Origin of the sequence: Stenotrophomonas koreensis, assembly GCF_001431525.1 — a bacterium.
Taxonomy (GTDB): domain Bacteria; phylum Pseudomonadota; class Gammaproteobacteria; order Xanthomonadales; family Xanthomonadaceae; genus Stenotrophomonas; species Stenotrophomonas koreensis.
This window is the reverse complement of the sequence record NZ_LDJH01000012.1, coordinates 123,732-138,116: the sequence shown is the minus strand read 5'-3', so window position 1 is coordinate 138,116 and position 14,385 is coordinate 123,732. Positions and strand designations below refer to the sequence as shown.

General features: G+C 67.3%; 14 protein-coding genes. 4 read left to right on the top strand and 10 right to left on the bottom strand.

Features of this window, described 5'->3' with window-relative positions:
• Positions 1 to 39: 39 nt before the first annotated feature.
• The 9 genes from lolD to ABB25_RS14300 all read right to left on the bottom strand — a co-directional run bounded on the left by lolD (position 40) and on the right by ABB25_RS14300 (position 6,396).
• A complete protein-coding gene (lolD, locus tag ABB25_RS07735; protein ID WP_057665594.1) occupies positions 40 to 747 on the bottom strand; it encodes a lipoprotein-releasing ABC transporter ATP-binding protein LolD in 708 nt (235 codons plus the stop codon).
• On the bottom strand, positions 740 to 1,981 hold the full coding sequence (locus tag ABB25_RS07730) for a lipoprotein-releasing ABC transporter permease subunit (RefSeq protein WP_057665592.1): 1,242 nt from the start codon (positions 1,979 to 1,981) through the stop codon (positions 740 to 742). The genes lolD and ABB25_RS07730 overlap by 8 nt, the downstream gene beginning before the upstream one ends.
• Before the next feature lie 41 nt (positions 1,982 to 2,022).
• The gene (locus ABB25_RS07725; RefSeq protein WP_152981098.1) at positions 2,023 to 2,451 is read right to left on the bottom strand and encodes a hypothetical protein; all 429 of its coding nucleotides are present in this window, start codon (positions 2,449 to 2,451) and stop codon (positions 2,023 to 2,025) included.
• Entirely contained in the window at positions 2,402 to 2,650 is a 249-nt protein-coding gene (locus tag ABB25_RS07720) for an FAD assembly factor SdhE (RefSeq protein WP_057665588.1), read from the bottom strand. The genes ABB25_RS07725 and ABB25_RS07720 overlap by 50 nt, the downstream gene beginning before the upstream one ends.
• A gap of 133 nt (positions 2,651 to 2,783) precedes the next feature.
• Positions 2,784 to 3,569, bottom strand: coding sequence for a succinate dehydrogenase iron-sulfur subunit (locus ABB25_RS07715; RefSeq protein WP_057665586.1), 786 nt, complete (start codon positions 3,567 to 3,569; stop codon positions 2,784 to 2,786).
• Positions 3,570 to 3,587: 18 nt separating this feature from the next.
• Positions 3,588 to 5,378 carry a succinate dehydrogenase flavoprotein subunit gene (sdhA, locus tag ABB25_RS07710; RefSeq protein WP_057665584.1) on the bottom strand — a complete coding sequence of 597 codons (1,791 nt, stop codon included), beginning with the start codon at positions 5,376 to 5,378 and terminating at the stop codon, positions 3,588 to 3,590.
• A 6-nt stretch (positions 5,379 to 5,384) separates the two neighbouring features.
• Positions 5,385 to 5,768 carry a succinate dehydrogenase, hydrophobic membrane anchor protein gene (gene sdhD / locus ABB25_RS07705; protein WP_057665582.1) on the bottom strand — a complete coding sequence of 128 codons (384 nt, stop codon included), beginning with the start codon at positions 5,766 to 5,768 and terminating at the stop codon, positions 5,385 to 5,387.
• Between the two features lie 3 nt (positions 5,769 to 5,771).
• Complete coding sequence (gene sdhC, locus ABB25_RS07700) at positions 5,772 to 6,158, bottom strand: succinate dehydrogenase, cytochrome b556 subunit (protein ID WP_057665580.1); 387 nt, start codon at positions 6,156 to 6,158, stop codon at positions 5,772 to 5,774.
• A gap of 64 nt (positions 6,159 to 6,222) precedes the next feature.
• The gene (locus ABB25_RS14300) at positions 6,223 to 6,396 is read right to left on the bottom strand and encodes a DUF1674 domain-containing protein (RefSeq protein ID WP_083488181.1); all 174 of its coding nucleotides are present in this window, start codon (positions 6,394 to 6,396) and stop codon (positions 6,223 to 6,225) included.
• A 39-nt stretch (positions 6,397 to 6,435) separates the two neighbouring features.
• Here ABB25_RS14300 and ygfZ point away from each other — a divergent pair, with 39 nt between their 5' ends.
• The 4 genes from ygfZ (at position 6,436) to edd (ending at position 11,451) form a co-directional block, all read left to right on the top strand.
• A complete protein-coding gene (gene ygfZ, locus ABB25_RS07695; RefSeq protein ID WP_057665578.1) occupies positions 6,436 to 7,275 on the top strand; it encodes a CAF17-like 4Fe-4S cluster assembly/insertion protein YgfZ in 840 nt (279 codons plus the stop codon).
• A gap of 81 nt (positions 7,276 to 7,356) precedes the next feature.
• A complete protein-coding gene (gene zwf / locus ABB25_RS07690; RefSeq protein WP_057665576.1) occupies positions 7,357 to 8,808 on the top strand; it encodes a glucose-6-phosphate dehydrogenase in 1,452 nt (483 codons plus the stop codon).
• Complete coding sequence (gene pgl, locus ABB25_RS07685) at positions 8,805 to 9,500, top strand: 6-phosphogluconolactonase (RefSeq protein ID WP_057665574.1); 696 nt, start codon at positions 8,805 to 8,807, stop codon at positions 9,498 to 9,500. Before zwf ends, pgl begins: the two co-directional genes overlap by 4 nt.
• Positions 9,501 to 9,567: 67 nt before the next feature.
• Positions 9,568 to 11,451, top strand: coding sequence for a phosphogluconate dehydratase (gene edd, locus ABB25_RS07680; RefSeq protein WP_057665573.1), 1,884 nt, complete (start codon positions 9,568 to 9,570; stop codon positions 11,449 to 11,451).
• 61 nt (positions 11,452 to 11,512) lie between these two features.
• Here the strand turns inward: edd and ABB25_RS07675 are convergent, their stop codons facing one another.
• Positions 11,513 to 14,311: a discoidin domain-containing protein gene (locus ABB25_RS07675; protein ID WP_083488179.1), complete on the bottom strand. Its 2,799-nt coding sequence runs from the start codon at positions 14,309 to 14,311 to the stop codon at positions 11,513 to 11,515.
• Positions 14,312 to 14,385: the final 74 nt, after the last annotated feature.

The window sequence follows — 14,385 nt, the reverse complement described above, 5'->3', positions numbered from 1 at the left end:
TCAGATCCGGATCATCCCCCCTGCCGGCCGAATACTGCTTCACACCTGCGCAGAAGCCAGTGAATGCAGGCGGCCCTCACGCAGCTCCAGCACCCGGTCCAGCTTGCGCGCCAGGCTGCGGTCGTGGGTCACCAGCACCAGCGAGGTCGCCCGCGCCCGGTTGAGTTCGAGCATCTGCCCGAACACCGCCGCCGCGGTGCGGTCATCCAGGTTGCCGGTGGGCTCATCACCAAGCACGCAGGCCGGCTGGTTGACCAGGGCGCGCGCCACCGCGGCACGCTGGCGTTCGCCACCGCTCATCTCGCCCGGCTTGTGTTCCAGGCGATGGCCCAGGCCAACGGATTGCAGCAGCTCCAGCGCACGGGCGCGCGCATCGGCAATCTCACCGCCACCGAGCAGTACCGGCATCATCACGTTTTCCAGCGCGCTGAACTCGGGCAGCAGGTGATGGAACTGGTAGATGAAGCCCAGGTTCCGGTTGCGCAGCGCACCGCGCGCCGCATCGCTCAGTGCACTCATCCGCTGCCCGGCCACGTATACCTCGCCGGCGGTGGGCACATCCAGGCCACCGAGCAGGTGCAGCAGGGTGCTCTTGCCGGCACCGGAGGCACCGATGATCGCCACGGTTTCACCACGGCTGACCGACAGCTCCAGGCCATCGAACACCGGCGTGTGCATCTTGCCTTCGGCATAGGTCTTGGCCAGGCCTTCTGCACGAATCACCGCATCATTGATCACATCATTCATAACGCAGTGCCTCCGCCGGTTGCGTACGTGCCGCACGCCATGCCGGGTACAGGGTGGCCAGAAAGGCCATCAACAGGGCGACCAGCACGGTCAAGGCGACATCGGCCGGCTGCATGTCGGTGGGCAGGCCGGTGATGTAGTACACATCCGGCGGCAGCAGCACGATGTTGAAAGTGCCTTCAATGAAGCGCAGCAGGCGCTCCAGGTTGAAGGTCAGGGTGATCCCGCCCAGCAGGCCCAGGGTGGTGCCGACCAGGCCGATCAGACTGCCCTGGACCATGAACACCTGCATCACCCCGGCCGGGCTCAGGCCAAGGGTGCGCAGGATGGCGATATCAGCCTGTTTGTCGGTGACCAGCATCACCTGCGAGTTCACCAGGGTAAAAGCGCCCATCATGATGATCAGCGACAGCAGGATGCCCATCACCGTCTTTTCCATCTTCAGGGAGTGATACAGATTGGCGTTCTGCTGGGTCCAGTCGCTGACCCGGTACAGGCCATCCAGCGACAACGCCAGGTCACTGGCGACCTGGAAGGCCTGGTCCATGTCATGCAGCTTCAGGCGTACGCCGGTGACGCCATCGCTGCGCAACACGCGCGACAGGTCATCCAGGTTGACGAAGGCCGCACCCCGATCCACCTCGTTGTAGCCGGCCTCGAAGATCCCGCTGACATGGAAACGCTTGGTGCGCGCCATTGCCCCCAACGGGGTGCCCTGCACTTCGGCCAGGGTTGCCACGACGTTGTCGCCCACCCCCACACCGAGCCACAGCGCCAGCTCCTTGCCGAGGATGATGTTGAACTGGCCCTGCTCCAATGAATCCAGGCTGCCTTCGGTCATCTTCTCGGCGATCACCGAGACCTTGGATTCCAGGGCCGGATCAATGCCCTGGACGACGGCGCCCTGTACCCGCGGGCCGGAGAGCATGCCCTGGATTTCGATATACGGGGCCGCACCGGCCACACGCGGATCCTTGCGCGCAGCATCCACCGCCTGCTGCCAATCTCGCATCGGCTCGCCCTCGGCAGTCACCGTGGCATGCGCGGTCATTTGCAACAGGCGGTCACGGATCTCCTTCTGGAAACCGCTCATTACCGCCATCGTGGTGATCAGCACCATTACCCCGAGGGCAATGCCGATGATCGAGGCCATGGAAATGAAGGAGATGAAGCCATTACGCCGCTTGGCGCGCAGGTAACGCAGGCCAATGGCCACGGGAACTGGTTTGAACATGAGGCTCGCCCGATCAGATCAGGCTATGGTGCCACTGCCGCCTACGTTGTGGAATGCCGCCGCGCAGGCCGCCATTGGCGCAGTTCACCAACCGCTGCTTCCGGCAGCTGCCACGGCAGGAAAACACAGCGCCTGGTATGGCCATCGCTTTTCCAGCCCAGCACCAACAGGCCACAGCGCCATGCCACGGCGGGTTGCTCCAATGCCTGGCCTTCGCACCACACCAGGCCCTGCTGGCGGTCCACTTCAAACAGCAGCTTGGCACAGCGTTGCCGGCGCAGCGCCTGCCACACGGCCAGCAGGCCGGTCACTGCCAGGGCCGGGTTGATCAGGGCGCGAGGCAGGTCACTGTCGATCAGCGCCAGCATGGCCAGCAGGCCACCGAACAGCAGCAGGCCCACCTGCCAGCGCGGCGACCAGTCAAGCCGGCATCGCGGCAATCTTGCGCAGTAACGCGACGAGCTCGACATCCGGGCACTCCTCATAGCCCATCGACCAGCGCCACAACTTATCGTCTTCGCAGTCGAGCATGCGCAGGAAAACCGCGCGCTCGGCGGTCGGTGCAGTGGCCCAGGCATGGTCCAGATAACGGTCAAACAGACGGTCCAGCTCACGCATGCCGCGGCGGCTGCGCCAACGGATGCGCTTGAGTTCGGTTGCCTCGTCCATGCTTCACTCCCTATGGCCGGCCACGGCCGGAAATGCAAAAAAAACGGCACCGGCGTAAAGGCGCGGTGCCGTCAGCGACGACCGGTGAGACCACCGGTCGCGATGCCACATCAGGGCCGGATCACGGCAGCAATCAGGCGCGGCGCGCCATCATCAGCTTCTTGATCTCGGCAATGGCCAGCGCCGGGTTCAAGCCCTTCGGGCAGGTCCGGGCGCAGTTCATGATGGTGTGGCAACGGTACAGCTTGAACGGATCTTCCAGGTCATCCAGGCGGGCACCGGTGTCTTCATCGCGCGAGTCGATGATCCAGCGGTAGGCCTGCAGCAGGATCGCCGGGCCCAGGTAACGCTCGCCGTTCCACCAGTAGCTCGGGCAGCTGGTGGAGCAGCAGGCGCACAGGATGCACTCGTACAGGCCGTCGAGCTTCTTGCGGTCTTCCGGCGATTGCAGGCGCTCACGGTCCGACGGGGCCGGGGTCTGGGTACGGATCCACGGCTTGATCGAGGCGTACTGCGCATAGAAGTGGGTCAGGTCCGGCACCAGATCCTTGACCACGTCCATGTGTGGCAGCGGGTAGATCGGCACTTCCTTCTTTTCGCAGTCCTCGATGGCGCGGGTGCAGGCCAGCGTGTTGGTGCCGTCGATGTTCATCGCGCACGAACCGCAGATGCCCTCACGGCACGAGCGACGGAAGGTCAGGGTCGGGTCGACCTCGTTCTTGATCTTGATCAGGGCGTCCAGGACCATCGGGCCGCAGGCGTCCAGGTCAAGCTCGTAGGTGTCGGTGCGCGGGTTCTCGCCGCTGTCCGGGCTCCAACGGTAGATCTTGAAGGTACGGGTGTTGCGGGCACCGGCCGGAGCCGGGAAATGCTTGCCCTTGGTGACCCGGGAGTTCTTTGGAAGAGAGAATTCAGCCATTTTCGTAAGTTCCCCGGATCAGTAGACGCGCGGCTTCGGCGGCACAACGGCGACGTCATCGGTCAGCGTGTACATATGCACCGGGCGGAAATCGAAGCTGCACTTGCCCTTCTCATCAACCGTGACCAGGGTGTGCTTGTGCCAGTTGACATCGTCGCGGTCCGGGAAGTCCTCGTGCGCATGCGCACCACGGCTTTCCTTGCGCTGTTCGGCCGAGTTGATCGTGGCCACGGCGTTGAGCAGCAGGTTGTTCAGCTCGTAGGTTTCGATCAGGTCCGAGTTCCAGACCAGCGAGCGGTCGGAAACCTTGACGTCCTGGAACGAATCAAACACCTCGGCCATCTTCTGGCAGCCCTCGGCCAGCGTCTTGCTGGTGCGGAACACCGCCGCATCGGACTGCATCGTGCGCTGCATGCGGTCGCGGATGACCGCGGTCGGGGTGTCGCCATTGGCGTGGCGCAGCTTGTCCAGCAGGCCCAGTGCCTTGTCACAGGCGTCCGACGGCAGCTGCTTGTGCGAAGCACCGGGCTTGATGGTCTCGGCGCAGCGGTTGGCCACCGCGCGACCGAACACCACCAGGTCCAGCAGCGAGTTGGAACCCAGGCGGTTGGCACCGTGCACCGACACGCAGGCGGCTTCGCCGATGGCGTACAGACCCGGGACAACTGCATCCGGGTTGTCGCCGGCCTTGCGCACGACTTCGCCGTGGTAGTTGGTCGGGATGCCACCCATGTTGTAGTGGACGGTCGGAATCACCGGGATCGGCTGCTTGTGCACGTCCACGCCGGCAAAGATGCGGGCGGACTCGGCAATACCCGGCAGCTTTTCATCGATCGCACCCGGCGGCAGGTGGGTCAGGTCGAGCAGGATGTGGTCCTTGTGCTCGCCGACGCCACGGCCTTCGCGGATTTCGATGGTCATCGAACGGCTGACCACGTCACGCGAGGCCAGGTCCTTGTAGTGCGGTGCATAGCGCTCCATGAAGCGCTCGCCATTGCTGTTGCGCAGGATGCCACCTTCGCCGCGGACACCTTCGGTGATCAGGCAGCCGGCACCGTAGATGCCGGTCGGATGGAACTGCACGAACTCCATGTCCTGCAGCGGCAGGCCGGCACGGGCGACCATGCCGCCACCGTCACCGGTGCAGGTATGGGCCGAGGTCGCCGAGAAGTAGGCACGGCCGTAGCCGCCGGTGGCCAGCACCACGCCGTGCGAACGGAACAGGTGCAGGGTGCCTTCGGCCATGTCCAGGGCGAGCACGCCGCGGCAGACACCCTCCTCGTCCATGATCAGGTCGAGTGCGAAGTACTCGATCATGAAGCGGGCGTTGTGCGCCAGCGACTGCTGGTACAGGGTGTGCAGGATGGCGTGGCCGGTACGGTCAGCCGCAGCGCAGGTACGCTGCGCCGACGGACCTTCACCGTACTTGGTGGTCATGCCACCGAACGGGCGCTGGTAGATCTTGCCGTCTTCGGTACGCGAGAACGGCACACCGTAGTGTTCCAGTTCGATGATCGCCGGAATGGCTTCACGGCACATGTACTCGATCGCGTCCTGGTCACCCAGCCAATCGGAGCCCTTGATGGTGTCGTAGAAGTGGTAACGCCAGTCGTCCTCGCCCATGTTGGCCAGCGCGGCGGAAATGCCACCCTGGGCGGCAACGGTGTGCGAACGGGTCGGGAAGACCTTGGTGATGCACACGGTCTGCAGGCCTTTCTGGGCCAGGCCGAAGGTCGCACGCAAGCCAGCGCCGCCGGCGCCGACGACGACCATGTCGACCTTGTGTTCAGTAATCTTGTAAGCGGACATGGCGTATCAATTCCCAAGCACGATGCGGGCCACTGCGAAGATGCTGATGATCGCGCCGAGCACGGCGACGAACTTCACGCTGACCTGAAGGGCCAACGCCAGCAGTGAGTTGTGGATGTAGTCCTCCAGCACGACCTGCAGGCCGAGCTGGGCGTGCCAGAACATGGCCACCAGCAGGCCGACCAGCAGCACGGCGTTCCACGGCCTGGAGATGGTCTCCACCGCGGTGACGTAGTCGGCGCCGACCAGGCTGACGACCAGGCACAGGAACCAGATTCCCAAAAAGACCAGCGCGGTGGCGGTCAGTCGCTGGTGGATGAAGTGCTCGGTGCCGGACTTGGCGCTGCCCAGGCCACGCACATTCTTCAACGGAGTACGGAACTTGTTCATCACTCAGCCCCCCACGACAACAGCCGCCCAGACCAGGGCGGTAATGACCAGCGAGGCAATCACCGACAGCCAGGAGCTGCGGATGAAGGTCGCCTTGGCGTAACCCACGGCAAAGTCCTGCACGATGTGGCGCACGCCATTGCTCAGGTGATAGGCAAACACCCAGGTCCAGACAAACAGGAAGGCCTTGCCGTACCACGCCCCGGCGTGGTCAGTGAAGCAGGCCCAGGATTCTGGCCCCATCATCAGGGCGAGTAATCCACCGGCAATGATGAGAGCGCCGACAGATAGGATGATGCCGGTGGCTCGATGCAGGATCGAGGTGGCCATCTGGATCTGCCAGCGATACACCTGCAGATGCGGAGAGAGGGGGCGTGATCGATTCGCCATTTCGCTGGGCTCATTGTCTCGGCTGGGCGGCGGAATGCCGCATTGGCTATTCGCTGCAACGGCTTCAGAAGTCGATGCAGCGTCCGTTTTTCTCCCAATCCCCGTAGCGCACCGGATCCAGTCCGCCGCGGCCACCCACCTCGGGCACCTTGACGGTTTCCGGCACAGCAGTTTCCTGCTGGTCGTTGACCGCAGTTTCCGGGATGGTTTCAGGAGTGGGGGTTGTTTGGCCTATCATTTTTGGTCTCGCAACGTATTGATTTTAGACCCGCTGACCGTGACTGACAACCTGCCCCCCCGTTTTTCCCTGCCCGAGATCGGTTTATTGCGCCTGCAAGGGCCCGATGCCGAAGTCTTCGCCCAATCACAACTGGCCAATGACGTGACCCTGCTGGCGCCCGGGCAATGGCAGTGGAGCTGCTGGCTCAATGCCAAGGGACGGGTACTGGCGGTGCTGGCACTGCTGCGGATCGGCGAAGGCGACCTGCTGGCGATCCTCCCGGACGGGGGCGCTGCCGAGTTCGGCCAGGCGCTGCAACGCTTTGTCTTCCGCCGCAAGGTCACCCTCCGGGTCGATGACCGCCAGGCCAGCGGCAGCTTCGCCTCCGCGTCGCTGGCCAGCGGCAACACCGCCGCAATCGCTGCCGATGGCAGCATCGAACTGGATTGGGGCAGCGCCGGGCTGCCGCGCGTTCTGCGCATCAGCCGTGATCCGGCAGCCGGCGATGGCAGTGCACCATGGCGCCAGGCGGATTTGCGCCAGGGCCTGCCGCGGCTGGCGGCCGATCAGCGCGAAAGCTGGACCGCGCAGCAGCTTGGGCTGGACCGGCTCAACGGCTATTCGGTACGCAAGGGCTGCTACCCCGGCCAGGAGATCGTCGCGCGCACCCATTTCCTGGGCAAGGCCAAGCGCGCCACCGTACTGCTGCACGGAATTGACGAAGGCGTTGCTGCCGGCAGCGCGGTGCTTGCGGCCGAGGCCAGCATCGGCCAGATCGCCTGCGTGGCGGCACCGTATGCCCTGGCGGTGCTGCCGCTGGAGCGCGAAGATCTGCCACTGAGCGTGGATGGACAGGCGGTCAGCCAATTGCCGCTGCTCGATGGCCTGCAACGCTGAACCGGCCCAGGCAGGAAGCGCCAGCCGTGACCCGGTGGCGCTAGGATGGTCCGGCATATCCACCCGGACTCCTCCCTGCGCATGATCGATCCGCACGCCTGCCCCACGACCACCCTGTTGCTGTTCGGCGCCACCGGTGATCTGGCCCAGCGCTATCTGTTCCCGTCACTGCTGCGCCTGCATGCCGACGGGCTGCTGCCGGCCGGGCTGCGCATTCGCGGCCTGGCCCTGAGCGCGCACGACGACGCCGGCTTTGCCGACCTGCTGCGGCAGCGGCTGCTTGAGGCAGCGCCCGATGCCCAGGTTGCTGCGGCCATCGAGGGCCTGCTGGCACGGGTCCAGTACCGCAGCGTCGACCTGTCCGACAGTGCGGCCGTGACTGCCGCTGTCGCCGATGTCGGCGGCGGCACCTGCCTGAGCTACCTGTCCATTCCACCGGCGCTGTACCCGAGCACTGCCCAGGGCCTGGCACAGGCCGGTGCACTGGCAGCACCGTCCAGGCTGATGCTGGAAAAGCCCATTGGCAGTGACGGCGCCAGTGCCGATGCCCTGCTGGAGCAGATTGCCGGGCTGATCGAGGAGGAACGCACCTACCGGGTTGACCATTACCTGGGCAAGGCGGCAGTACAGAACCTGATGGCCCTGCGCTTTGGCAACACCCTGCTGGAGGCGGTGTGGAACCGCAACCACATTGAATCGGTGCACATCCTGGTGGCCGAAAGCGGCGGCGTGGATGGCCGCAGCGCCTACTACGCCCAGGCCGGTGCCCTGCGCGACATGGTCCAGAGCCATATCCTGCAGCTGCTGGCACTGGTGGCGATGGAGCCGCCGGTATCACTGCAGGCCGACCGCATCCGCGATGAAAAGGTCAAGGTGCTGCGCAGCCTGCGCCCGCTGGATCCGAAGACCGCCGCGCCACTGACCCTGCGGGCCCGCTACGGCGCCGGCCGGATCGATGGCCAGGACGTGCCCGGTTATGTGCCGCCGGCCGGCACCGATCCGGAAACCTTTGCCGCGGTCACCGCGCATATCGACAATTGGCGCTGGGCCGGGGTGCCGTTCCATCTGGTCACCGGCAAGCGCCTGCCCTGCCGCAGCACCCAGGTGGTGATCACCCTGAAGCCGGTCAGCCACTGGCTGTTTGACAAGCCCAGCCGCGGCCAGGCCCAGCCCAACCGGATCACCCTGCAGCTGCAGCCCAATGAAAACATCCAGCTGGGCCTGCTCAGCTCGCTGGCCGGCCCGGAATGGGGCGCCCTGGAACTGCAGCCGCTGGCGCTGGAGCTGTCGGTGCCGACCGGCCAGCAGCGGCGCATCGCCTACGAGCGCCTGTTCCTGGATGCCCTCAGCGGCAACAGCGCCCTGTTCGTACGTGCCGATGAAGTCCGCGCCGCCTGGGCCTGGACCGACAGCGTGCTGGCCGCCTGGCAGCAGGCCGGCCTGGCCATGGGCAGCTACCCCGCCGGGCAATGGGGGCCGCAGCGGGCGGCCCAGTTCCTTCCGGCCAACCTGCTGGAGCCCACCCTGCCATGAACCACAGTCTGCTGCTGCACCGCCATGCCGACAGCACAGGCTGGGCCACGACCGCCGCCACGGCCATCGCCCGGGCCCTGCAAGGCCCGCAGCGACAGCGCCTGTTGCTTTCCGGCGGCAGCACGCCGGCACCGGTCTACCGGCAACTGGCGCAGGCCGCACTGGACTGGAGCCAGCTGGAGCTGGGGCTGGTGGATGAGCGCTGGCTTGCCGCTGGCGATGCCAACCGCAATGACCGGCTGGTCGAACAGCATCTGCTGGCCCTGCAGCCGCAGGCCCGCCTGCAAGCGCTGGCGCAGCCGGGCAGCAGCCCCGCGTCCAGCGTGCAGGCCGCCAATGCGCACTGGCGGCAACAGCCGCTGCCGACGGTGGCGGTACTGGGCATGGGCAATGATGGCCACACCGCCTCGCTGTTTCCCGGCGCGCGGGACCTGGCGCAGGCCCTGGACAGCACCGCGCCGTATGCCAGCATCGATGCCGGCGACTGCCCGGCCGCCCAGCCATTCGCACAGCGCCTGAGCCTGACCCCGGCCGGGCTCGGCCACTGCCGGCAACGCTTCCTGCTGCTGCGTGGCAACGACAAGCTCGACACCCTCACCACCGCGCTGAAAAGCGGCAATCCCCGTCATTACCCCATCCTGTACGCCCTGGGCAGCAGCACCGGGCCACTGCAGGTGTTCTGGTGCCCGTAAAGCTGCCATCCGCACCCGCCCTGCTGCGCCCACCGGCCAGCCGGCCGGGCGCCACTGGAGATCCGACATGAACCTGCTACACCCCACCATCGCAGCGGTTACCGCGCGCATCATCCAGCGCAGCGCCCCCAGCCGCGCGGCCTATCTGGCCCAGATCCGGGCCGCCAGCACGGTGACGCCCGCACGGGCCAGGTTGAGCTGCGGCAACCTGGCCCACGGTTTTGCCGCCTGCGGCACGCAGGACAAGGCCACCCTGAAAGCGGTCAATGCCCCCAACCTGGGCATTGTCAGCGCCTACAACGACATGCTCTCGGCACACCAGCCGTTCGAGCATTACCCGGCGATCATCCGTGCCGCGGCACGCGCGATGGGCGCCACCGCGCAGGTGGCCGGCGGGGTGCCGGCGATGTGCGACGGGGTGACACAGGGCCGGCCCGGCATGGAACTGTCCCTGTTTTCGCGCGATGTGATTGCCCAGGCCACCGCCGTGGCGCTGAGCCATGACATGTTCGATGCCGCGGTGTATCTGGGCGTATGCGACAAGATCGTGCCGGGCCTGTTGATCGGCGCGCTGGCCTTTGGCCATCTGCCGGCGGTGTTCATTCCGGCCGGGCCGATGCCCAGCGGGATCCCGAACAAGGAAAAGGCGGCCGTGCGCGAACGCTACGCGGCCGGGCTGGCCAGCCGGGAGGAACTGCTCGCCGCCGAGGCCGCCAGCTACCACGCGCCTGGCACCTGCACTTTCTACGGCACGGCCAACTCCAACCAGGTGCTGCTGGAAGCCATGGGCCTGCAGTTGCCCGGCACCAGCTTCGTCCCACCGGGCACCGAGTTGCGCGACGCCCTGACGGCTGCCAGCGCGCAGCGGGCGCTGCAACTGACAGCCGCCGGCGATGATTACCGCCCGATCGGCGAACTGGTCAACGAACAGGCCATCGTCAACGCCATCGTGGCGCTGATGGCCACCGGTGGCTCGACCAACCACACCATCCACTGGATTGCCGTGGCCCGTGCCGCCGGCATCGTGCTGGACTGGGAAGACATGGACGCGATTTCATCGGTGGTGCCGACCCTGAGCCATGTCTACCCCAACGGCCAGGCCGACGTGAACCATTTTGCCGCCGCGGGCGGTACCGCGCTGGTGTTTGCCGAACTGCTCAAGGCCGGCCTGATGCATGGCGACATCCGCACCATCGCCCCGGGTGGCATCGGCGATTACTGCCAGGAGCCGCGCCTGGACGGCGAGCGCCTGCACTGGGTGGCAGGCGCCACCACCAGCGCCGACACCAGTGTGCTGCGCCCGGTCGCCGACCCGTTCGAGCCCCAGGGCGGCCTGCGCCTGCTCAAAGGCAACCTGGGCCAGGGGCTGATCAAGCTGTCGGCGGTGCAGCCGGAGCATCGCAGCATCACGGCACCGGCCGTGGTGGTCGACACACCGGCCGCACTGAACCGGCTGCATGCCGCCGGCGCCCTGCCGCATGACTTTGTCGCGGTGGTGCGCTTCCAGGGCCCGCAGGCCAATGGCATGCCCGAGCTGCATTCGCTGGCGCCGCTGCTGGGGATGCTGCAGAACCAGGGCCGCAAGGTCGCACTGGTCACCGACGGCCGGCTGTCTGGCGCCTCGGGCAAGTTCCCGGCGGCCATCCATGTCACCCCGGAGGCAAGCCGTGGCGGCGTCCTGGCCCGCCTGCAGGAGGGCGACCTGATCACCGTGGACGGCACTACCGGCCAGCTGCAGGTGCATCTGGAGCCGTCCGCACTGGACGCCCGGCCACTGGCCACCAGTACGGCCGAGGTCGGCCACGGCATGGGCCGCAACCTGTTTGCCTTCAACCGCGCACTGGTGGGCCGCGCCGACCAGGGCGCGCTGTCGATCGCGGTCGGGCCCCTGCTTGGCAACGGCCAGGCCTGGGAATGGGACAGCCCCTATCCGCAAGGCAACCCGGCCTGACGGCCAGGAAAAACGCCGGGTCATCCCGGCGTTTTCTTTTTCGCTGCTCAGTGCAGCGGACTCACGGTACCGGCAGCGCAATCCGCAGCTGCACCGGCACGCTGCGCAGATGCAAGCGCCCGCTCTGCCAGGGCTGTGGCAAGCCATCGACCAGTGCTGGCGCCGGCGGCTGTGCGAAGGGCCAGTCCAGCACCAGGCCGGCCGGTGGCGCCTGCAGCCCCGGCGCAAACACCAGCACCCAGTCGCTGCCCTCGCGCCGCCCCTGCAGGCCCAGACGGCCCCACCGGGTGAGCACACCGGGCACCTGCAATTGCCCTTGCTGCCAGGCCGACGCCGGCAAGCCGGGGAGCAGGCGCAGATGATCTGCCTGCTCCTGTACCACAGTGGCGGCAATGGCCTGCACCTGTTCGGCGGCCTGACGCGCATCCAGCAACCCCTGGCTCTGGCCGCGCTGCCACTGCTGCCAGCCGGGCAACAGGCTGTCATCGTGCAGGGCCAGGGCTGCCTCCCACAGCTGCTGGCGCTGGGCCAATGACACCGGTTCGCCGGGCGGCAAGGGAACCTGAGTGGACGTGGCCAGCGGGCCAGCCGGCAGGACGCCCGTCACCGGCGCGACAGCGGCGACCTGCCCGGCACCGGCGTCCGCCTGCACCACCTCACCCCCATTGCCCTGTGCAGGGCCGAGCGCCAGCGCAGGCTCGGGCAACAGAGCGGCCAGCTGCAGCGACACGCTGGCCGGATCCGGTGCCGGGGACGCCGCCGGCTCGGCACAGGCCCCGCCGGGCTGGTAGCGCGCCAGACTGTCCTGCACCCAGGGCTGCAAGGCCTGGCGCTGCGCAGGCGACCATGCCCCGGCCAGCTGCGCCTGGGCCGCCAACTGGGCCCAATGCGCCAGCAACGGGCAGTGTCGGGTACTGCCGGTAGCAATCCGCGCCAGCAGCCAGGGCAGCACGGCGTCGGCCTGGTCGGCGCGCATCAAGGCACTGGCGATATGCATGCTGTCGCGGTTTCCCGCCCCGATCGAGCGCCGGCTGTCAGTACGCAGCCAGGGGCCGTTGCGTTCGGCCCGCATCCGCACCACGGCCGCCTGCCAGCTGTCGACCAGCCAGCGGCCCTGCTCACCCGGCAGCTGCCAGCCTTCAGCAGGCACGGCTTGCGCGGTAAAACGCGTTGGCACCGCGCTGGTCATGGCCGGGTCCGACAGCGGCAGCCAGACCTCCCATTCCCTGCTCTGCCCGGCGGCCAGCTCCTGCCGCCACAGCATCACCGCCGAGGCCAAGCCCTGCCCATCACTGGCCTGGCGGGCCTGCGGCAGCTGCGCCGCACGCAGCAGGTTCAGATCCAGCCCGGCATCGAAATGGCTGGCAAAGGCGGCATCGGCGCGTTGCGCAGCCAGCAGCGCGGGCGCGCCATTGATCGCCACCGCCGCATCGCTGACGGCCACCTGCTCGATCCAGCCGGCACCACCGGGCAGATCCCCCAGACGGCCGGCCGCATGCAGCTGGAACGGGCGCAAGGCCAGCGCCAGCGCATAACGATGACTGCTGGCATCGGGGTTGGCCAGCCGGTAGCGCACACGTAGCCACGGCTGTGCCTGCGCATCGTGGCCGGTACTGGCGCTGATCGTCAGCTGTGCCTGGGTGTGTTGCCAGCGGCTCTGCGCGCCAGCAGGCTGCGCCACCGGCTGCACCTGCATCTGTTCGGCGCCGTGCCAGCTGCCATCGATCTGCAGTTGCGGGGTCAGGGTAAATTGTCCGGGCCGCGGCTCGATGATGCCCTGCTCACTGAACCACACCGGTGCCGGCGCGGCTTCCGCACCCAGCACCGTCCAGCGCACCGGTCCATCGCTGATGCTGGCTGGCAGCACGCCCGCCGGCCATGCCTTGCCCACTTCGCGCAGGAAGGCCTCCGTCGAACGGCCAAAGGTCGCATGCTGCGGCAGCAGGTCGACAATGCCATAGCGCCAGTTCGGCCCATCTTCCAGGTCCAGCCGCAGATAGCGCGCCGTCAGCGGTCCCAGACGCAGCCGGTCGGTAGTGCCGGCCGGGGCATTGACCTGGCGCAGCTGCTGCCAGCGCCGACCATCGTTGGAGGCCTGGACCCGGTATTTATCCGCGCGCAGGCCGGCAGCCCACTGCACCACCAGCCCGCCGACCTCGCGCTCACGACCCAGGTCCAGGCTCACCGTCTGCTGTTTGACCCCGCTACTGACCCACAGGGTGTCGGCGCGACCATCGACCATCCGCTGCTGCAGGGCGGTGGCGGTATCGGCAAGGGCCAGCGGGGTGAACGGGCTTTGATCGACCGGGCGCACGTGCAGGGCAAGGCTGTCGATACACCATTGCGCCTGCCCCCCGCTGGCCGAGGCCAGACGCAGCTCCAGCCGCTGGCTTCGGGCCGGCAGCACCAGGCCACTGCCGCTGGCATCGCTGAATTCGGACAACCACCAGTCCAGGCCTTGCCAACGGCCAGACAGGCCACGCCCGGCATGATGGGCGCCATGCCGGCGCCCGGCCTCATCGATGATGTGCAGCGAAAGCTGGGCCTGTGCCGCCTGCCCGCGGCTGGACAGCTGCAGCCGCCCATCCGGCGGCAGGTCCAGGGCCAGCGGTGCACTCAGGCGCACGCTGCCGGCATGCGCACCGAAGTCGGCAGCGATGCACAGCGCCCGTCCGCCATCGGCGCCGCTGACCCGGGTCAGCCGGGCCTGCGCGCCTTCAGAAGCCTGCAGGCGCCAGCGCGAGGGATCATCAAACCCATCCAGTACCCGCGTGCTGGCCTGGGCGATGGCACAGCCCAGCAGACCCACCGCCACGATCCAGCGTGCCGACTTCACCTGCAACCACCTTGTATTGATCATCAAGCGGTCAATCGTGACCGATTGCACGCCCTCGGCACCAGCGCCGTTGGTCCTGCCGCGCCGGCAACGCCACC